We start from the raw sequence: 18515 nt of genomic DNA, 5'->3' as shown, positions 1-18515 counted from the left end.
GTTCCTCTGAATATTTGAACCGTGCTTAAACCGCGGCAGCGCCGCCGACGATTTCCGAAATTTCCTGGGTGATCGCTGCCTGACGTGCCTTGTTGTAAACCAACTGCAGGTCTTTGATCAGATCGCCAGCGTTGTCGGTGGCGTTCTTCATCGCGATCATCCGGGCCGCTTGTTCAGCCGCATTGTTCTCAACCACCGCCTGATACACCTGCGACTCCACGTAACGCACCATCAAGCCGTCGAGCAGCTGTTTGGCGTCGGGTTCGTACAGGTAATCCCAGTGATGCTTGAGATCCTGATCCGGATCAGCCACCAGCGGAATCAACTGCTCCACTGTCGGCTTTTGCGTCATGGTATTGATGAACTTGTTCGAGACCACGGACAAACGATCGATGCGACCATCGAGGTAGGCATCGAGCATTACCTTGACGCTACCGATCAGATCATTGATCGACGGTTCCTCGCCCAGGTGGCTGATCGCAGCAACGATGTTGCCACCAAAGTTGCGGAAGAATGCCGCACCCTTGCTGCCAACCACGCAGAGATCGATCTCCACGCCTTGCTCGCGATTGCTCGCCATGTCCTTGACCAGAGCCTTGAACAGGTTGGTGTTCAGACCACCACACAGACCACGGTCCGAGCTCACCACGACATAACCTACACGCTTGACTTCGCGCTCGATCATGAACGGGTGACGGTATTCCGGGTTGGCGTTGGCCAGATGACCAATAACCTGGCGGATACGCTCCGCGTAGGGACGGCTAGCTGCCATGCGCATTTGTGCCTTGCGCATTTTGCTGACCGCCACCTTTTCCATGGCGCTGGTGATCTTCTGCGTGCTTTTGATGCTCGCAATCTTGCTGCGAATCTCTTTTGCGCCTGCCATTTGACACCTATCGGGTTAGCAAGCGGGGACCTCGCGGTCCCCGCTGCGGCTTACCAGGTTTGGGTGGCCTTGAACTTCTCGATACCGGCTTTCAGGCCAGCGTCGATTTCGTCGTTAAAGTCACCCTTCTCGTTGATCTTCGCCATCAATGCGGCGTGATCCCGGTTGAAGTAAGCAATCAGGGCCTGCTCGAATGCACCAATCTTGGCAACTTCGATATCGACCAGGAAACCACGCTCGGCGGCATACAGCGACAGCGACATGTCAGCGATCGACATCGGCGCATATTGCTTCTGCTTCATCAGCTCGGTAACGCGCTGACCGTGCTCAAGCTGCTTACGGGTGGCTTCGTCCAGGTCAGAAGCGAACTGGGCGAATGCTGCCAGTTCACGGTACTGAGCCAGAGCGGTACGGATACCACCGGAGAGCTTCTTGATGATCTTGGTCTGTGCAGCACCACCCACGCGGGATACCGAAATACCGGCGTTGACCGCAGGACGGATACCCGAGTTGAACATGGCCGATTCCAGGAAGATCTGACCGTCGGTGATCGAGATCACGTTGGTCGGAACGAACGCGGAAACGTCGCCAGCTTGGGTTTCGATGATCGGCAGAGCGGTCAGGGAACCGGTTTTGCCAGTCACAGCGCCATTGGTGAACTTCTCGACGTACTCTTCGGAAACGCGGGAAGCGCGCTCCAGCAGACGGCTGTGGAGATAGAACACGTCGCCCGGGTAGGCTTCACGGCCTGGCGGACGGCGCAGCAGCAGGGAAATCTGGCGGTAGGCCACTGCTTGCTTGGACAGATCGTCATAAACGATCAGCGCGTCTTCACCGCGGTCGCGGAAGTATTCGCCCATGGTGCAACCGGCGTACGGTGCAATGAACTGCAGTGCAGCGGATTCGGAAGCGGAAGCCGCGACAACGATGGTGTTAGCCAGCGCGCCGTTTTCTTCCAGCTTGCGTACCACGTTGGCGATGGTCGATTGCTTCTGACCAACAGCTACGTAAACGCACTTAATGCCGCTGTTTTTCTGGTTGATGATGGCGTCGATGGCCAGAGCGGTTTTACCGATCTGACGGTCACCGATGATCAGCTCACGCTGGCCACGGCCAACCGGGATCATGGCGTCAACCGACTTGTAACCGGTCTGTACCGGCTGGTCGACCGACTTACGCCAGATCACGCCCGGCGCAACCTTTTCAACAGCGTCGGTAGCGACGTTGTTCAGCGGGCCTTTGCCGTCAATTGGGTTGCCCAGTGCGTCAACGACGCGGCCCAGCAGTTCCGGACCAACCGGAACTTCGAGGATGCGGCCGGTGCACTTGGCGCTCATGCCTTCGGCGAGGGTGGTATAAGCACCCAGCACTACGGCACCCACGGAGTCTTGCTCCAGGTTCAGTGCCATACCGTAGACACTGCCCGGGAACTCGATCATTTCGCCGTACATCACATCGGCGAGACCGTGAATGCGCACGATACCGTCGGAGACGGACACGATGGTGCCTTCGTTACGGGCTTGAGAGGCGACATCGAGTTTCTCGATACGCCCCTTGATGATTTCACTAATTTCGGAAGGATTGAGTTGCTGCATAGCTCTGCTGCCCCTTCAAACTCAAGATTTCAATGCTTCGGCCAGCTTCGCGATTTTGCCGCGAACTGAGCCATCGATAACCAGGTCGCCGGCGCGGATCACAACACCACCGATGAGGGTGGCATCTTCCGCGGCGTGCAGACGCACTTCTCGGCCGAGCCGTGCACTGAGAACCTTGGCGAGTTTGTCTTGCTGTTCATCGCTCAATGCGAAGGCACTGGTAACGTCCACATCGATCGACTTCTCCTGCTCGGCCTTGTACAGCTCGAACAGCTCAACGATCTGTGGCAACAGGGCCAGACGATCGTTTTCAGCGACGATATGAATGAAATTGCGTACCTGGGCGTCGAACTTGTCACCACACACCTCGACAAAGGTGGTGGCCTTGTCTGTACACGTCAAACGCGGAGCCTTGAGCACGCGCTGCATGGTGTCGTCTTGCGACACCGCTGCAGCCAGGCCGAGCATGGCTGACCAATTGGCCAGTTGCTGGTGGGCCTGGGCGTACTCGAAAGCAGCCTTAGCGTAAGGTCGGGCCAGCGTGGTCAGTTCTGCCATGATCGCGCCCCTCGCTTAAATTTCGGCTGCCAGTTTGGAAACCAGCTCCGCATGCGCGTTTTGGTCGATAGATGCGCCCAGGATCTTCTCGGCACCGCTAACGGCCAGGCTACCCAGTTGGGCACGCAGCGCGTCTTTGACACCGTTGATTTCCTGCTCGATCTCGGCCTGAGCCTGAGCCTTCACACGGTCAGCTTCGACGCGGGCCTGTTCACGGGCTTCGTCGACGATCTGGGTACCGCGTTTCTTGGCTTGCTCAATGATCTCGGCTGCCTGGCTTTTGGCTTCGCGCAGTTGCTGACCCACTTTCTCTTGGGCCAACTCCAGGTCACGAGCCGCACGGCTAGCAGCATCCAGGCCATCTGCGATCTTCTTCTGACGTTCTTGCAAAGCCGTAATGACCGGAGGCCACACGTACTTCATGCAGAACAGCACGAAGATGAAGAAGGCAACGGACTGGCCAATCAGGGTTGCATTAATGTTCACGCCAACACCTCGCTCGTTCGTTGTCCATCAAACCAATTCACTCGAAAACGAGTGGATTAGCCTGCGATTTGACCAACGAAGGGGTTCGCGAAGGTGAAGAACAGTGCGATACCAACACCGATCATGGTCACGGCGTCGAGCAGACCAGCGACGATGAACATTTTCACTTGCAGCATCGGAACCATTTCCGGCTGACGCGCAGCGCCTTCCAGGAACTTGCCGCCCAGCAGGCCGAAACCAATGGCGGTACCCAGGGCACCCAGGCCAATCAGCAGTGCAACAGCGATAGCGGTCAGACCAACTACAGTTTCCATCTTTCCTCCCGACTTTTTATGTCGTATTGGTTAAGGTTTTCTAAGGTAAAGCAGTAAAGCAAATCGGTACTTCTGGTTGCCCTTGCGGGCGTCCACTGCGAGCGCCTAAGCGCTCTTAGTGGTTGTCTTCGTGCGCCATCGACAGGTAGACGATGGTCAGCATCATGAAGATGAACGCCTGCAGCACGATGATCAGGATGTGGAACACCGCCCACGCCCACTGCAGGGCAACACCCAGCGCGCCGAGCAGCAGACCGCCGCCGAACATGATCGCGATGAGGATGAAGATCAGCTCGCCGGCATACAGGTTGCCGAACAGTCGCAGTGCCAGAGAAATCGGCTTGGCGATCAGGGTGACGAACTCAAGCAGGAAGTTGACCGGAATCAGCAGCGCCTGAACCACGATGTTCTTGCTGCCGAACGGGTGCAGGGTCAGCTCGCCGATGAAACCGCCAATGCCTTTGACCTTGATGCTGTAGTACAGGATCAGGGCGAATACCGACAGGGCCAGGCCCAGGGTGGCGTTCGGGTCAGTGGTCGGCACGACGCGGAAGTACAGGTGCGGATCACCAGCCAGTTTGGCAGCCAGCATCGGCAACCAGTCCACCGGTACCAGGTCCATGAAGTTCATCAGGAAGACCCAGACGAAGATGGTCAGAGCCAACGGAGCGATCAGGGCGTTGCGGCCGTGGAAGGTGTCTTTGACGCTGCCGTCAACGAACTCAACCAGCACTTCAACAAAGTTCTGCAGCTTGCCCGGTTGCCCGGAAGTGGCGCGCTTGGCAGCGGCACGGAACAGCAGAATAAAGATCAGGCCCAGCACGACAGAGACGGCCAGGGTGTCTACGTGAAATGCCCAGAAGCCCATTTCCTGAGCTTCTTTAGCGGTGTGGGCAAAACTCCAGCCGTTGACCGGGTGCTGACCGTAGGTCAGGTTGGTCAAGTGGTGCTGGATATAACCCGAAGCGGTTTCTGCTGCTGCCATATATCCCTCGAGCGCTAAGGTCTTAAAAGTCTTGTTTTCATCAGCAGGGGCGAAAACCAATTGACCAACTGGGTCAGAAAGAACACGCCAAATACAGCCAGCGGTTCCAGAGGTTTCACACCTGCAAAGGTCAGTGCAAACAGCACTGCCGTTAAAACCAGTTTGCCCGCCTCACCGGCATAAAAAGACCGGACGATGGCTTGAGCAGCCCGCGCTCCACTGAAACGGAACGCCTTGTGGGCAAAATACAGATTCGGCAGCCAGGCAATCAGGCCACCACACAACCCCGAGTAACCGGCTACTGCGCCTTGCCACTGCCATAACACCAGGGCCAGAAGCAGCAGAACCAGCAGTTGCACCAGCAGTACCGGGAAAACAACAAGGCGATGGAAGGGCAGGCGATTCGGCGTGCGAACGTCCATCTTGTTTTCCTGAAAGCTGAACTCGGGCGTCGGCACCTTGAAATCAATAACTTGGCATACTTTGTGCCGACGAAATGCGCGCAGAGTATAGGGGTGGTTCCCCCCCCATTCAACTGCCGGGTAGTGATTTCCGACTAGTCGCTACACGCTCAATTGTTTCAACGAATGTGAGCGAGTACGCCCTGCAGTTCGTCCAGCGAGCTGTAGCTGATCACCAGCTGACCTTTGCCTTTCTGCCCGTGCTTGATCTGCACCGGCGAGCCCAGGCGCTCGGCCAGGCGCTGTTCCAGGCGGGTGATGTCCGGGTCGACTTTGGCCACTGCTGCGGGCTTGTCTTTGCTGTTCAGCCACTGCCGAACCAGGGCTTCGGTCTGACGCACAGTGAGGCCGCGTGCGACAACGTGTCGCGCACCTTCAGTCTGCTGTTCGGCCGGCAAACCCAGCAGGGCACGGGCATGTCCCATCTCCAGATCGCCATGGGCCAGCAGAGTCTTGATCTCTTCAGGGAGGGCAATCAGACGCAACAGGTTGCTGATGGTCACCCGCGACTTACCCACCGCATCGGCGACCTGCTGCTGGGTCAGCTCGAACTCCTGCTGCAGCCGCTGCAAGGCGACGGCTTCTTCAATCGGATTGAGGTCTTCGCGCTGGATGTTCTCGATCAACGCCATGGCGATGGCGGCTTCATCCGGCAGTTCACGGACCATGGCCGGAATTCTGTCCAGCCCGGCCTGCTGACTGGCGCGCCAGCGACGTTCACCGGCAACGATCTCGAAACGTTCACCGCCAATCGGGCGAATCACGATGGGTTGCATCACGCCATGCACCCTGATCGAGGCGGCCAGCTCTTCCAGGGCTGTGGCATCCATGTCACGGCGCGGCTGGTACTTGCCGCGCTGGATCAGATCCAAAGGCACGTGTTGCAGTTCACGGCTGTCGACCTGCGCGGCTTCTTCCTGCAACGCGCTGACGCTGCTGCCGCCCAGCAGGGCATCCAGACCGCGTCCCAGTCCTCGTTTTTTCACAGCCATGGGAATTTCCTTATGCGGTTGCGGTGTGGGCGTTGGCACGCTGACGGCGGACCAACTCGCCGGCCAGGGCCAGGTAGGCAATGGCACCACGGGATTGCTTGTCATACACCAGCGCCGGCATGCCAAAGCTCGGCGCTTCGGCCAGGCGGACGTTACGCGGAATGACCGCGTCATACAGCTTGTCGCCAAAGTGCTGCTTGAGTTGGGCGCTAACATCGTTGGTCAGGCTGATGCGCGGGTCGTACATGGTGCGCAGCAGGCCTTCGATCTTCAGATTGGGATTGAGCAGTTCAGCGATGCGCTGGATGCTGTTGACCAGATCGGACAACCCTTCCAGTGCGTAGTACTCGCACTGCATGGGGATGATCACGCCGTCGGCAGCTACCAGGGCGTTGACCGTAAGCATCGACAGCGCCGGCGGGCAGTCGATGAGGATGTAATCGTAATTTTCACGAATCGGCGCCAACGCATAACGCAGGCGGCTTTCCTTCATTTTCATTTCCAGCAGCGAGACTTCTGCGGCGGTCAGATCGCGGTTGGCTGGCAGCAATTGGTAGCCGCCGTGCTCGGAAAACTGCATGGCATCAACCAGGTTGCATTCGCCGATCAGCACGTCGTAGATCGAATGCTCCAGCGCATGCTTATCCACACCACTGCCCATGGTCGCGTTGCCCTGGGGATCGAGGTCGATCAGCAGCACACGGCGCTTGGTCGCCACCAGCGAAGCAGCCAGATTGATGCAGGTGGTGGTTTTGCCCACGCCGCCTTTCTGGTTAGCGATTGCGAATACCTTAGCCATGCTGCCGTTCCCCCTAGACCGAGCGACGCAGTATCAACAGATGGCGCTGACCTTGGCAACCGGGAACCTTGAGTACATGGGTGGCGCTGAGACGGAAGTCCGCTGGCAGGGCCTGCAGTTCGTCATCCGGGTGCACACCTTTCATCGCTAGCCACTCGGTATTGCTGTCGCCGAGATGACGGGTCCAGTTGCTGAAGTCCTCCAGCGAACTGAACGCCCGCGAACAGATGCCGGCGAACGGCATGTCGGGTCGGAACTCTTCAACCCGGCTGTGGATAACTTGCAGATTGGCCAGTTTCAGCTCCAGTTTCACCTGCGTCAGGAAGCGGGTCTTCTTGCCGTTGGAGTCGAGCAGGGTGAACTGCCGCTCGGGAAACAGAATGGCCAGCGGAATGCCTGGCATACCGCCGCCACTGCCGACGTCCAGCCAGCTGTTACCGCGCTCGGCGACGAAGGGCACCACCGACAGGCTGTCGAGCAGGTGACGCGAGACCATTTCGTCTGGATCGCGCACCGCAGTGAGGTTGTAGGCCTTGTTCCATTTGATCAGCAGGGCCAGATAGGCGAGCAATTGCTCGTGCTGCTGTGCGCTGAGTTCAACACCCAGCTCCAGAGCGCCCTGGCTCAGTTCTTCGGCATGGCGTGCGGTGACCAACGACATCAGGCGCTGTGCTCCAACTGCTGACTGGCAGTGCGCTTTTTCAGGTGGATCAGCAGCAAGGAAATCGCCGCTGGGGTGACGCCGGGAATTCGCGAGGCCTGGCCCAAGGTTTCCGGGCGGCTGTTACCGAGCTTGTGCTGGATTTCTTTGGACAGACCGGAAATCGCGGCGTAGTCGATATCCAGCGGCAGCTTGGTGTCTTCACTGGCGCGTAGACGGGCGATTTCGTCCTGCTGGCGGTCGATATAGCCGGCGTACTTGGTCTTGATTTCGACCTGTTCGGCCACCTGCGGATCTTGCGCACCACCACCGGTGATAGCCACCAGCCCGGCGTAATCGATTTCCGGACGCGAGAGCAGGTTGAGCAGGTTGTATTCATGGGCCAACGGCGTACCGAACTGCTCGGCAATCGCATCGCCCTGAGGCGTACCTGGGCGCACCCAAGTGCTTTTCAGGCGCTGTTCTTCTTGAATGATGCCTTCGCGCTTGGCTTCGAAGGCGGCCCAGCGCACATCATCGACCAGACCCAACTCGCGGCCCTTTTCGGTCAGGCGCAGGTCGGCATTGTCTTCGCGCAGGATCAGCCGGTATTCGGCGCGCGAAGTGAACATGCGGTACGGCTCCTGGGTACCCAGGGTGATCAGGTCATCGACCAGCACGCCAATGTAAGCCTCATCGCGACGCGGGCACCAACTGTTCTTGCCCTGAGCACGCAGCGCCGCGTTACAGCCCGCGAGCAAGCCTTGCGCGCCAGCTTCTTCGTAACCGGTGGTGCCGTTGATCTGACCGGCAAAGAACAGCCCGGCAATTACCTTGGTTTCCAGGCTGTACTTGAGGTCACGCGGGTCGAAGTAGTCGTACTCGATGGCGTAACCGGGTCGCACGATATGCGCGTTTTCCATGCCGCGAATGCTGCGCACAATCTGCAGTTGCACATCGAACGGCAGCGAGGTGGAAATGCCATTCGGATACAGCTCGTGGGTATTCAGGCCTTCGGGCTCGATAAATACCTGATGGCTGTCTTTGTCGGCGAAGCGATGAATCTTGTCTTCGATTGACGGGCAGTAGCGCGGACCAACACCTTCGATCACCCCGGAATACATCGGCGAACGATCGAGGTTGGCCGCAATGATTTCATGGGTGCGCGCGTTGGTATGGGTGATCCAGCAGCTGATCTGGCGTGGCTGCTGCTCGGCGCGACCGAGGAACGACATCAACGGTGTCGGTGTATCGCCTGGCTGTTCGGTCATCACCGAGAAATCCACCGATCGACCATCGATGCGTGGCGGCGTACCGGTTTTCAAACGACCAACGCGCAGCGGCAACTCACGCAGACGATGCGCCAGGGCAATCGAGGGCGGATCACCGGCACGACCGCCGGAGTAGTTCTGCAGACCGATGTGGATAAGTCCACCGAGGAAGGTTCCGGTAGTCAACACCACGGAATCCGCCATAAACCGCAGGCCCATCTGAGTGACAACGCCTTTGACCTCGGCGTTTTCCACAATCAGGTCATCAGCTGCTTGCTGAAATATCCACAGGTTGGCCTGGTTTTCCAAAGTTTCGCGAATTGCGGCTTTGTAGAGCACACGGTCGGCCTGAGCGCGGGTGGCGCGCACTGCCGGACCTTTGCGGCTGTTCAACACGCGGAACTGAATGCCACCGCGGTCGGTGGCTTCAGCCATGGCACCGCCCAGGGCGTCGATTTCCTTAACCAGATGGCTTTTGCCGATACCGCCAATGGCCGGGTTACAGCTCATCTGCCCAAGTGTTTCCACGTTATGGGTCAACAGCAGGGTTTTGACACCCATGCGTGCTGCGGCCAATGCGGCTTCGGTACCGGCATGGCCACCACCGATGACGATCACCTGAAAACGGGAAGGGAAATCCACCACGCACCTCGTGCCTGTTGAGAATTGGGGGGCTTTTGGGATGAAAAGCTGGAAAGACGGCAAGTATAGGGACTAAGCCAGTGTGAATGAAGCCTTTTGCACAAAAAATAGCCAGCTGGCAAAGGGCTGCGCAGGTGTGTCGGTTAATAAAGAATAAATGAATGAATTTTTATAAAGCCTTGTTTATATGTTTATTACTTAGCAACAGCTTTTCTGTGGATAGATTGCTACAGACCAATAAATTCAAGGCCTGCAGTGTTTAAAAAGTCTGTGCTGATCCTGACGTCTGCCTGTTCAGTTGCCGTACGCAAGCTGTGGATGAAACCTATGGTTATCCACAGCGGCGGTTATCCTCCGTTTTGTCACCGGGTTATAGGCAGGGCTTAGGTCGGGTTTTCCACAGGGCTTAGGTGAGTCAATGAATGGCTGGACGTATCAATTGCGGGCAGGCTGAGGCCTACCTGGATGGCATAAGTTGTGATTTCAGGACGTAGGATGGCTTAGGCGCAGGGAGGAATTGCGAATGCGGCGCAGGATTTGATGCGCCGTAACCCATCAGAAATATTGTGCAGTTGATGGGTTACGCGGCGGGTGGAATGGGCAGTGATAACAGGCTCAACGGTCTCGTCGCTAACCCATCCTACCGGTCTAAGCGAGGCTATTTGCCGATACAGAAGCTGGAGAAGATTCGCCCCAGCAGGTCATCGGAACTGAACGCACCGGTGATTTCTCCAAGCGCCTGCTGGGCCATGCGCAGGTCTTCAGCCAGCAGTTCGCCAGCGCCGGCCAGGGTTAGCTGGGCATGACCGTGCTCAAGATGAGCGGCCGCCTGTCGCAGGGCTTCCAGGTGACGCCGGCGCGCGCTAAAGCTGCTCTCTGAGGTCTGTTCATAACCCATGCAGGCCTTGAGGTGTTCCCTGAGCAGGTCCAGGCCCTCGGTGGATTTTGCCGACAGGCTGATGGTGACGTGACCGTCGTTGCAGACTTCCAGTGCCACCGACTCGCCAGACAGGTCGGCCTTGTTGCGAATTAGGGTGACCTTGGCCGAATCAGGTCGTTGGTCAAGAAATTCTGGCCACAGGGCAAAGGGATCATCGGCTTCCGACGCCGTAGCATCTACCACCAGCAGAATGCGATCAGCTTCGCCAATAGCTTTCAGCGCACGCTCGACGCCGATGCGCTCGACCTGATCCTCGGTATCACGCAGGCCGGCGGTGTCCACCACATGCAGCGGCATGCCATCGATGTGGATATGTTCGCGCAGCACGTCGCGGGTGGTACCAGCGATCTCGGTGACGATAGCGGCTTCACGTCCGGCCAAGGCATTGAGCAGGCTGGACTTGCCGGCATTTGGCCGGCCGGCAATCACCACGGTCATACCATCGCGCAGCAGTGCGCCCTGGCCGGCTTCACGCAGCACACCGGCGAGGTCGGTACGCACACCATCGAGCAGACCCAGCACATGGCCATCGGCGAGAAAGTCGATTTCTTCTTCGGGAAAATCGATGGCCGCTTCGACATAGATACGCAGGCTTATTAGCCGCTCGGTCAGGCCATGTACGCGACGGGAGAACTCGCCTTGCAGCGAACGCAGTGCATTGCGCGCTGCTTGCTCGGAACTGGCTTCGATCAGGTCGGCAATTGCCTCGGCCTGAGCCAGGTCGAGCTTGTCATTGAGAAAAGCGCGCTCACTGAACTCGCCGGGTCGCGCCAGGCGTGCGCCGAGTTGTACACAGCGACGCAGCAGCAGGTCGAGCACCACTGGGCCGCCATGGCCCTGCAGTTCCAGCACATCTTCACCGGTGAAGGAGTTAGGCCCAGGGAAGTACAGGGCCAGGCCTTCGTCCAGCACCTGTTCACCGTCGGCAAAGAACGGCCCGTAGTGGGCATAGCGCGGTTGCAGTTTGCGCTGACAGATTGCTTGCGCCAATTGACTGGCCAATGGCCCGGACACCCGCACGATGCCAACCCCTCCACGGCCCTGGGCGGTGGCGACGGCAGCAATGGTTTCGGTGACGGTTTGCATGCGGCTCTCCTGAATTGGGCATAGCAAAACGCCCCTGAAAAGGGGCGTTTGTTACAGCTTAGAAGCCTCTACGACTCAGGCGTTGGCAGCCTTGGTTGCAGCTTCGATCTTGCGGGTAATGTACCACTGCTGAGCAATCGACAAGACGTTGTTGACCACCCAGTACAGCACCAGACCCGCAGGGAACCAGAGGAAGAAGAAGGTGAAGATGATTGGCATCATTTTCAGTACCTTGGCTTGCATCGGGTCCGGTGGCGTCGGGTTGAGCTGCTGCTGGATAAACATGGTCGCGCCCATGATGATCGGCAGGATGAAGTACGGGTCCTTGATCGCCAGGTCAGTAATCCACAGCAACCATGGGGCCTGACGCATTTCTACCGATTCCAGCAGCACCCAGTACAGGGCGAGGAATACCGGCATCTGCACCAGGATCGGCAGGCAGCCGCCCAGCGGGTTGATCTTCTCTTTCTTGTACAGCTCCATCATCGCCTGGGACATCTTCTGGCGATCGTCACCGAACTGCTCTTTTAGCTGAGCCAGTTTCGGGGCAACGGCACGCATGCGTGCCATGGATTTGTAGCTGGCGGCGGACAGCGGGAAGAAGATCAGCTTGATGATGATGGTCAACACAATGATCGACCAGCCCCAGTTGCCGAGCAGGTTGTGGATAACTTCCAGCAGCCAGAAGATCGGCTGAGCCAGGAACCACAGGATGCCGTAGTCGACTGTCAGCTCAAGACCTGGAGACAGGGTCTTCAGATGGCCTTGTAGCTTCGGGCCGGCATACAGAACTGCACTGGTTTCGCCCTGAGCGCCGGCAGCAACCTGAATGGCCGGGCCGGTAAAGCCGACGATGTAGTTGCCTTGGCTGTCTTTGCGGGTCTGTACTTGGTTAGTGCTGTCTTTGCTTGGGATCCAGGCAGTGACGAAGTAATGCTGTAGCCAGGCAACCCAGCCTCCTTGAACGCTTTCTTTGAAGGCTTGTTTGTCGATGTCTTTCATCGACACTTTTTTGTACGGCTCTTCGGCAGTCCACAGCGCACCACCGAGGTAGGTCGCAGTACCGGTCGCAGTGGTGGACGATGGATCGTCGCTGCCATCACGCTTGAGCTGGGCAAACATGTTGCCGCTCCAGGCCTGACCACTCTGGTTGTCGATCAGGTAGCTGACCGTCACCTGATAGGACGAAGGATCAACGCAGCCGGGTTTCTTCTGCTGCTGTTCCTTGGAGGAACAATCAGCATTCAGACCACGTTTGAAGGTGAAGCGTTTGATGTAGTTGACGCCGTCTTCGCTGAGCTTGAGGTCAACCTGCAGCTGATCCTGACCGTCGGCCAGTTCATAGCTCTTCTGCTCGCTGCTCCACAGAGCACGACCGCTGGATTTGTCCGGCGCGTTGCTGCCGATCAAACCGCTCTGCGCCAGGTAGGTGCGCTCGCCACCGTTGTCGAACAACTGGAACGGTACATCTGGACGGTCCTGACGACGCGGATACTGCGGCAAACGCAGTTGCACCACATCACCACCACGCGGGTCGATGGCCAGATCCAGCACATCGGTCTTCACGCGAATCAGCTCATCGCTGGCAGCAGCCGGTGCGGCACTGATGGCGCTGGGTTCAACAGCCGTGGTGGCGCTCGGAATATCGTCGCTGCCAGCTGGAGTTGAAGTGGTGGCAGTGGTATCCGGCAAGCCGGGTACAGTGCTGCTGGTCGCGGCAATTTCTGTCGGCAGGGCAGCTTGACCGTAGTCCTGGTTCCACTGGAGAACCATCATATAGGACACGATTGCCAGGGCGACGATCAGGATCGAGCGTTGAATATCCATGATTATTCGGCCATCGAAGAGGAACGGGAAGTTTTCGCGCAGGGAACCGGGTCGTAGCCACCGGGATTCCACGGGTGACAGCGGCCAAGCCGACGCAGAGTCAGCCAGCCACCGCGCATGACGCCATGATGTTCAATGGCTTCAAGCGCGTAGCAAGAACAGCTTGGGTAGAAACGACAGTGACTGGCCATCAAGGGGCTGATGGCGTAGCGGTAGAACTGGATGGGAAGCAAAGCCAGTTTACGCATGGGGACTGTCGTTCACCCCAGGGGTTGCGACGGCTGCCGGGCTTGGCTTGCTGCGTTCGAGGCGTTTCCAGAGCTTGCCAAACTGGCGGGCCAGTTCAACGTTTTCCAGATCACCAAGGCCTTTACGCGCAACCACCACGATGTCCCATCCGACCAGATTGTCCTGGTTCAGGCGGAACGATTCGCGGATCTGGCGTTTCAGACGATTGCGCTCAACCGAGAGCTTGACGCTCTTTTTGCCGATCACCAGGCCCAGACGGGGATGATCCAGCTCATTGTTGCGCGCCAGCAGCAGGACATTTTTGCCCGGAGCTTTGCCGCTAGGGGAGTCGAAGACTGCCTTGAATTGCCGGGGAGTTAGCAGACGCTTTTCCCGACTGAAGTCTCGACTCACCACAAGACCGAAATTTAGACGGCGAGACGCTTACGGCCCTTGGCGCGGCGACGCGACAGGACAGCACGGCCGTTCTTGGTGGCCATACGAGCGCGGAAACCGTGGGTGCGAGCGCGTTTGATAGTGCTGGGTTGGAAAGTACGTTTCATGGTGCGGTACCTGGGTGGTCGACTACGGGCCGGAATGGCCCCCGTTTTAAGAGACCGGCAATTCTAGAGAAACCCGAGGGTCAGGTCAATTTCCAACCAGGCTTTTCCTGGATAAAGAAATATAAAGAAGAGAATATTTAAAGATGTTTAGTAGCGTTAGAAGCTATTAGCTATGCCAGGTTCTGTGCATAAGTACCTGAAGGCCACGGTTTTAAAGGCTTATCGCCAAGGGTAAGTCTGTCAGAAAGTGGTGCTGCAACTGTGTGGAAACCGCGCACAAGCTGAGGATGAAATGCAATTTTACCCACAGCAGGGTTGTCCACTGGTTTTTACCCGGGCTTATCCCTAGAGCTTAGGTTTTGTTATCCACAGCCTTTAGCTGTGGTTTTGGATAACTGACATGCATGATAAGACCTTGATTTTCCTTGTGCCTACGCATGCTTACATGTGGATAACTCGCCCCCCGACAGCTACAATGACGGCTGTTTTTTGCCTCGCGCCTTTCGATTTTAGGGGATGTCCGTGTCTGTGGAACTTTGGCAACAGTGCGTCGAGCTTTTGCGCGATGAGCTGCCTGCTCAGCAATTCAACACCTGGATCCGCCCACTGCAGGTCGAAGCCGAAGGCGATCAGCTTCGCGTGTATGCGCCCAATCGTTTTGTGCTTGATTGGGTCAATGAGAAATACCTCAGTCGCCTGCTTGAGCTGCTTACGGAACGGACCAATGGCCTGGTTCCGGATCTTTCCTTATTAATAGGCAGTAAACGCAGCAGCGCCCCACGTGCAGCAGCACCTGTAGCTGCTCCGGCAGTAGCTTCGTTGGATACGCCTACTCCGCTGCCTACCGGATCGGCGGCGAACAGCGCTGGCAGTGAGCCGTTGCGCGCAAGCTTCGATTCCATGGCCGGTGCGGCCAGCCAGCAGGCGCCAGTGCGTACCGAGCGCACAGTGCAGGTAGAAGGTGGCCTGAAGCACACCAGCTACCTGAACCGCACCTTTACCTTCGATAACTTCGTTGAAGGTAAATCCAACCAGTTGGCTCGCGCGGCAGCCTGGCAGGTGGCGGACAACCCCAAGCACGGTTACAACCCGCTGTTCCTTTACGGTGGCGTGGGCCTGGGGAAAACCCACTTGATGCATGCGGTGGGTAATCACCTGCTTGCGAAGAATCCGAATGCCAAGGTGGTGTACCTGCATTCCGAGCGCTTTGTCGCGGACATGGTCAAGGCCTTGCAACTGAATGCGATCAACGAATTCAAGCGCTTCTACCGTTCGGTGGATGCACTGCTGATCGATGACATTCAATTCTTCGCCAAAAAAGAGCGCTCCCAGGAAGAGTTCTTCCACACCTTCAACGCTTTGCTCGAAGGTGGTCAGCAGGTGATTCTTACCAGCGACCGTTACCCGAAAGAAATCGAAGGCCTGGAAGAACGACTCAAGTCACGCTTCGGTTGGGGGTTGACGGTAGCTGTCGAGCCGCCGGAGCTGGAAACTCGCGTGGCGATTCTGATGAAGAAGGCCGATCAGGCCAAAGTCGATCTGCCGCACGATGCCGCCTTCTTTATTGCCCAGCGCATTCGCTCCAACGTGCGTGAGCTGGAAGGCGCGTTGAAGCGTGTCATCGCCCACTCGCACTTCATGGGCCGGGACATTACCATCGAGTTGATCCGCGAGTCGCTCAAGGACCTGTTGGCCCTGCAGGACAAGCTGGTCAGCATCGACAATATCCAGCGCACCGTGGCCGAGTATTACAAGATCAAGATTTCTGATCTGCTGTCCAAGCGCCGCTCGCGTTCAGTCGCGCGCCCGCGCCAGGTGGCCATGGCCTTGTCGAAAGAGCTGACCAACCACAGCCTGCCGGAAATTGGTGACGCCTTCGGCGGCCGCGATCACACAACGGTATTGCATGCATGCCGTAAGATTGCTGAACTTAAAGAATCCGACGCGGACATCCGCGAGGACTATAAGAATTTGCTGCGTACGCTGACTACCTAATACGCAACTCCACTAGGCAAGGGACTAGACCATGCATTTCACCATTCAACGCGAAGCCTTGTTGAAACCTCTGCAACTGGTCGCCGGCGTCGTGGAACGCCGTCAGACCTTGCCGGTTCTCTCTAACGTGCTGCTGGTGGTCGAAGGCCAGCAGCTGTCGCTGACCGGTACCGACCTGGAAGTCGAGCTGGTCGGTCGCGTGACCCTGGAAGAGCCTGCGCAGCCGGGTGAGATCACCGTACCGGCGCGCAAGCTGATGGACATCTGTAAAAGTCTGCCTTCTGATGCGCTGATCGATATCCGTATCGACGAGCAGAAGCTACTGGTCAAAGCCGGCCGCAGCCGCTTCAGCCTGTCCACCCTGCCCGCCAATGATTTCCCGACAGTTGAGGAAGGCCCAGGCTCGCTGACCTTTAGCCTGGTACAAAGCCGGCTGCGTCGTCTGATCGAACGCACCAGCTTTGCCATGGCGCAGCAAGATGTGCGTTATTACCTCAATGGTATGTTGCTGGAAGTTCAGACCGGCATCCTCCGTGCGGTGGCTACCGACGGTCACCGTCTGGCCATGTGCTCGATGGAAGCAGCGATCGAACAAGTCGAGCGTCATCAGGTTATTGTGCCGCGCAAAGGTATTCTTGAACTGGCTCGTTTACTCACCGAACAGGACGGTAGCGTCAGCATCGTTCTTGGTCAGCACCATATCCGCGCCACCACTGGCGAGTTCACCTTCACCTCGAAACTGGTCGACGGCAAATTCCCGGATTACGAGCGAGTGTTGCCGCGTGGTGGTGACAAGCTGGTGGTCGCCGATCGCCAAGGGCTGCGCGAAGCGTTTAGCCGTACTGCGATTCTGTCCAACGAGAAATACCGTGGTATCCGTCTGCAACTGGAATCGGGCTTGCTGAAAATTCAGGCCAACAACCCGGAGCAGGAAGAAGCGGAAGAAGAGATCGCCGTGGACTACAACGGCGGCTCGCTGGAAATCGGTTTTAACGTCAGCTATCTGCTCGACGTGCTGAGCGTGATGACCACCGACCAAGTGCGTCTGATCCTCTCCGATGCCAACAGCAGTGCCCTGGTGCAGGAAGCGGACAATGACGACTCTTCTTATGTTGTTATGCCGATGCGCCTGTAACCACTGAATGTCCCTTACTCGCTTTACCGTCACCGCGGTGCGTAACCTGCACCCGGTGACCCTCTCCCCCTCCCCGCGTATCAATATCCTCTCCGGTGCCAACGGCAGCGGTAAAACCAGCCTGCTCGAAGCCATTCACCTGTTGGGGTTGGCCCGTTCGTTTCGCAGCACACGCTTGCTTCCGGTTATTCAGTACGATCAGCTTGCCTGCACAATTTTCGGTCAGGTGCAGCTGTGCGATGGTCGACAAAGCAGTTTGGGAATTTCGCGGGATCGCCAGGGCGAGTTTCAGATTCGTATCGATGGGCAAAATGCGCGCAGCGCTGCGCAGCTTGCTGAGACGCTGCCGCTGCAGTTGATCAATCCGGATAGTTTCCGTTTGCTCGAAGGTGCACCGAAGATTCGTAGGCAGTTTCTCGACTGGGGAGTGTTCCACGTGGAACCTCGTTTTCTCCCAGCCTGGCAGCGCCTGCAGAAGGCCCTTCGTCAGCGGAACTCATGGCTGCGGCATGGTACACTTGACGCCGCTTCACAAGCGGCCTGGGACCGAGAGTTATGCCTGGCTAGCGACGAAATTGACGGTTATCGACGCGCCTATATTCAGGCCTTGAAACCGGTTTTCGAGCGTACCCTGAACGAGTTGGTTGAGCTGGAGGGGCTGACCCTCAGCTACTACCGCGGGTGGGATAAAGAGCGTGAGTTGAACACAGTACTCGCCTCTACCCTCTCCCGTGATCAGCAACTGGGCCATACCCAGGCAGGGCCCCAACGTGCTGATCTCAGGTTGCGTTTGGGAGCGCACAATGCCGCCGAGATACTTTCGCGCGGGCAGCAGAAGTTGGTTGTATGTGCCCTGCGCATTGCCCAGGGGCATTTAGTTAATCAGGCCAAGCACGGCCAATGCATTTATCTGGTGGATGACTTGCCGTCAGAACTGGATGAGCAGCACCGTCGTGCGTTGTGTCGATTGTTGGAAGACTTGCACTGCCAGGTGTTTATCACCTGTGTAGACCATGAATTGTTGAGGGAAGGCTGGCGCACGGATACGCCAGTTGCCATGTTCCACGTGGAACATGGTGGCATCACCCAGACCCACGACCACCGGGAGTGAA

The 18515-nt window shown here is 57.6% G+C and carries 19 protein-coding genes; 3 read left to right on the top strand and 16 right to left on the bottom strand.

Going from position 1 to position 18515, the window contains the following annotated elements; all coding sequences use genetic code 11:
- Window positions 1–25 precede the first annotated feature (25 nt).
- The 16 genes from atpG to rpmH all read right to left on the bottom strand — a co-directional run bounded on the left by atpG (window position 26) and on the right by rpmH (window position 14273).
- Window positions 26–886 (bottom strand): F0F1 ATP synthase subunit gamma, encoded by an 861-nt coding sequence (gene atpG / locus ACOCLD_RS02980; RefSeq protein WP_160013934.1) that lies wholly within the window; start codon window positions 884–886, stop codon window positions 26–28.
- Between the two features lie 50 nt (window positions 887–936).
- A complete protein-coding gene (gene atpA / locus ACOCLD_RS02975) occupies window positions 937–2481 on the bottom strand; it encodes a F0F1 ATP synthase subunit alpha (RefSeq protein WP_257776421.1) in 1545 nt (514 codons plus the stop codon).
- A 21-nt stretch (window positions 2482–2502) separates the two neighbouring features.
- Entirely contained in the window at window positions 2503–3039 is a 537-nt protein-coding gene (locus ACOCLD_RS02970) for a F0F1 ATP synthase subunit delta (RefSeq protein ID WP_233683092.1), read from the bottom strand.
- Between the two features lie 15 nt (window positions 3040–3054).
- Window positions 3055–3525 (bottom strand): F0F1 ATP synthase subunit B, encoded by a 471-nt coding sequence (locus tag ACOCLD_RS02965; RefSeq protein ID WP_108486385.1) that lies wholly within the window; start codon window positions 3523–3525, stop codon window positions 3055–3057.
- Window positions 3526–3581: 56 nt separating this feature from the next.
- A complete protein-coding gene (gene atpE, locus ACOCLD_RS02960) occupies window positions 3582–3839 on the bottom strand; it encodes a F0F1 ATP synthase subunit C (RefSeq protein ID WP_003097235.1) in 258 nt (85 codons plus the stop codon).
- A 115-nt stretch (window positions 3840–3954) separates the two neighbouring features.
- Window positions 3955–4824, bottom strand: coding sequence for a F0F1 ATP synthase subunit A (atpB, locus tag ACOCLD_RS02955; RefSeq protein ID WP_233683090.1), 870 nt, complete (start codon window positions 4822–4824; stop codon window positions 3955–3957).
- Between the two features lie 14 nt (window positions 4825–4838).
- Window positions 4839–5246 (bottom strand): F0F1 ATP synthase subunit I, encoded by a 408-nt coding sequence (locus ACOCLD_RS02950; RefSeq protein ID WP_422910788.1) that lies wholly within the window; start codon window positions 5244–5246, stop codon window positions 4839–4841.
- 158 nt (window positions 5247–5404) lie between these two features.
- Window positions 5405–6277, bottom strand: a complete 873-nt coding sequence (locus ACOCLD_RS02945; RefSeq protein ID WP_257776420.1) for a ParB/RepB/Spo0J family partition protein — start codon at window positions 6275–6277, stop codon at window positions 5405–5407.
- Window positions 6278–6287: 10 nt separating this feature from the next.
- Window positions 6288–7076 (bottom strand): ParA family protein, encoded by a 789-nt coding sequence (locus ACOCLD_RS02940; RefSeq protein ID WP_257776419.1) that lies wholly within the window; start codon window positions 7074–7076, stop codon window positions 6288–6290.
- 13 nt (window positions 7077–7089) lie between these two features.
- Window positions 7090–7737 (bottom strand): 16S rRNA (guanine(527)-N(7))-methyltransferase RsmG, encoded by a 648-nt coding sequence (gene rsmG / locus ACOCLD_RS02935; protein ID WP_422910787.1) that lies wholly within the window; start codon window positions 7735–7737, stop codon window positions 7090–7092.
- Complete coding sequence (gene mnmG / locus ACOCLD_RS02930; RefSeq protein WP_422910786.1) at window positions 7737–9629, bottom strand: tRNA uridine-5-carboxymethylaminomethyl(34) synthesis enzyme MnmG; 1893 nt, start codon at window positions 9627–9629, stop codon at window positions 7737–7739. Before mnmG ends, rsmG begins: the two co-directional genes overlap by 1 nt.
- Before the next feature lie 658 nt (window positions 9630–10287).
- Window positions 10288–11655 (bottom strand): tRNA uridine-5-carboxymethylaminomethyl(34) synthesis GTPase MnmE, encoded by a 1368-nt coding sequence (mnmE, locus tag ACOCLD_RS02925; RefSeq protein WP_422910785.1) that lies wholly within the window; start codon window positions 11653–11655, stop codon window positions 10288–10290.
- Between the two features lie 75 nt (window positions 11656–11730).
- Window positions 11731–13482, bottom strand: coding sequence for a membrane protein insertase YidC (gene yidC / locus ACOCLD_RS02920; RefSeq protein WP_422910784.1), 1752 nt, complete (start codon window positions 13480–13482; stop codon window positions 11731–11733).
- A 2-nt stretch (window positions 13483–13484) separates the two neighbouring features.
- The gene (yidD, locus tag ACOCLD_RS02915) at window positions 13485–13730 is read right to left on the bottom strand and encodes a membrane protein insertion efficiency factor YidD (protein WP_422582311.1); all 246 of its coding nucleotides are present in this window, start codon (window positions 13728–13730) and stop codon (window positions 13485–13487) included.
- Window positions 13723–14124 (bottom strand): ribonuclease P protein component, encoded by a 402-nt coding sequence (gene rnpA / locus ACOCLD_RS02910; protein WP_257776413.1) that lies wholly within the window; start codon window positions 14122–14124, stop codon window positions 13723–13725. Before rnpA ends, yidD begins: the two co-directional genes overlap by 8 nt.
- Before the next feature lie 14 nt (window positions 14125–14138).
- Window positions 14139–14273 carry a 50S ribosomal protein L34 gene (rpmH, locus tag ACOCLD_RS02905; RefSeq protein ID WP_002551315.1) on the bottom strand — a complete coding sequence of 45 codons (135 nt, stop codon included), beginning with the start codon at window positions 14271–14273 and terminating at the stop codon, window positions 14139–14141.
- Window positions 14274–14795: 522 nt separating this feature from the next.
- Here rpmH and dnaA point away from each other — a divergent pair.
- The 3 genes from dnaA to recF are packed head-to-tail and all read left to right on the top strand — an operon-like array spanning window position 14796 to window position 18514.
- Window positions 14796–16268 carry a chromosomal replication initiator protein DnaA gene (gene dnaA, locus ACOCLD_RS02900; RefSeq protein ID WP_422910783.1) on the top strand — a complete coding sequence of 491 codons (1473 nt, stop codon included), beginning with the start codon at window positions 14796–14798 and terminating at the stop codon, window positions 16266–16268.
- 31 nt (window positions 16269–16299) lie between these two features.
- Window positions 16300–17403, top strand: a complete 1104-nt coding sequence (gene dnaN, locus ACOCLD_RS02895) for a DNA polymerase III subunit beta (protein WP_257776411.1) — start codon at window positions 16300–16302, stop codon at window positions 17401–17403.
- A gap of 7 nt (window positions 17404–17410) precedes the next feature.
- A complete protein-coding gene (recF, locus tag ACOCLD_RS02890; protein ID WP_422910782.1) occupies window positions 17411–18514 on the top strand; it encodes a DNA replication/repair protein RecF in 1104 nt (367 codons plus the stop codon).
- The last annotated feature ends 1 nt before the right edge of the window (window position 18515 follow it).

It is taken from the genome of Pseudomonas cimarronensis (assembly GCF_049331905.1).
GTDB lineage: Bacteria > Pseudomonadota > Gammaproteobacteria > Pseudomonadales > Pseudomonadaceae > Aquipseudomonas.
Note: the sequence above shows the minus strand (reverse complement) of the source record. Positions and strands in the feature narration are given on the sequence as shown.

What these genes read in the sequence shown, in the direction of transcription:
- atpG (WP_160013934.1), bottom strand. Translation starts at nt 886, where the DNA reads ATGGCAGGCGCAAAAGAGATTCGCAGCAAGATTGCGAGCATCAAAAGC.
- atpA (WP_257776421.1), bottom strand. Translation starts at nt 2,481, where the DNA reads ATGCAGCAACTCAATCCTTCCGAAATTAGTGAAATCATCAAGGGGCGT.
- ACOCLD_RS02970 (WP_233683092.1), bottom strand. Translation starts at nt 3,039, where the DNA reads ATGGCAGAACTGACCACGCTGGCCCGACCTTACGCTAAGGCTGCTTTC.
- atpE (WP_003097235.1), bottom strand. Translation starts at nt 3,839, where the DNA reads ATGGAAACTGTAGTTGGTCTGACCGCTATCGCTGTTGCACTGCTGATT.
- atpB (WP_233683090.1), bottom strand. Translation starts at nt 4,824, where the DNA reads ATGGCAGCAGCAGAAACCGCTTCGGGTTATATCCAGCACCACTTGACC.
- ACOCLD_RS02950 (WP_422910788.1), bottom strand. Translation starts at nt 5,246, where the DNA reads ATGGACGTTCGCACGCCGAATCGCCTGCCCTTCCATCGCCTTGTTGTT.
- ACOCLD_RS02945 (WP_257776420.1), bottom strand. Translation starts at nt 6,277, where the DNA reads ATGGCTGTGAAAAAACGAGGACTGGGACGCGGTCTGGATGCCCTGCTG.
- ACOCLD_RS02940 (WP_257776419.1), bottom strand. Translation starts at nt 7,076, where the DNA reads ATGGCTAAGGTATTCGCAATCGCTAACCAGAAAGGCGGCGTGGGCAAA.
- rsmG (WP_422910787.1), bottom strand. Translation starts at nt 7,737, where the DNA reads ATGTCGTTGGTCACCGCACGCCATGCCGAAGAACTGAGCCAGGGCGCT.
- mnmE (WP_422910785.1), bottom strand. Translation starts at nt 11,655, where the DNA reads ATGCAAACCGTCACCGAAACCATTGCTGCCGTCGCCACCGCCCAGGGC.
- yidC (WP_422910784.1), bottom strand. Translation starts at nt 13,482, where the DNA reads ATGGATATTCAACGCTCGATCCTGATCGTCGCCCTGGCAATCGTGTCC.
- yidD (WP_422582311.1), bottom strand. Translation starts at nt 13,730, where the DNA reads ATGCGTAAACTGGCTTTGCTTCCCATCCAGTTCTACCGCTACGCCATC.
- rpmH (WP_002551315.1), bottom strand. Translation starts at nt 14,273, where the DNA reads ATGAAACGTACTTTCCAACCCAGCACTATCAAACGCGCTCGCACCCAC.
- dnaN (WP_257776411.1), top strand. Translation starts at nt 16,300, where the DNA reads ATGCATTTCACCATTCAACGCGAAGCCTTGTTGAAACCTCTGCAACTG.
- recF (WP_422910782.1), top strand. Translation starts at nt 17,411, where the DNA reads ATGTCCCTTACTCGCTTTACCGTCACCGCGGTGCGTAACCTGCACCCG.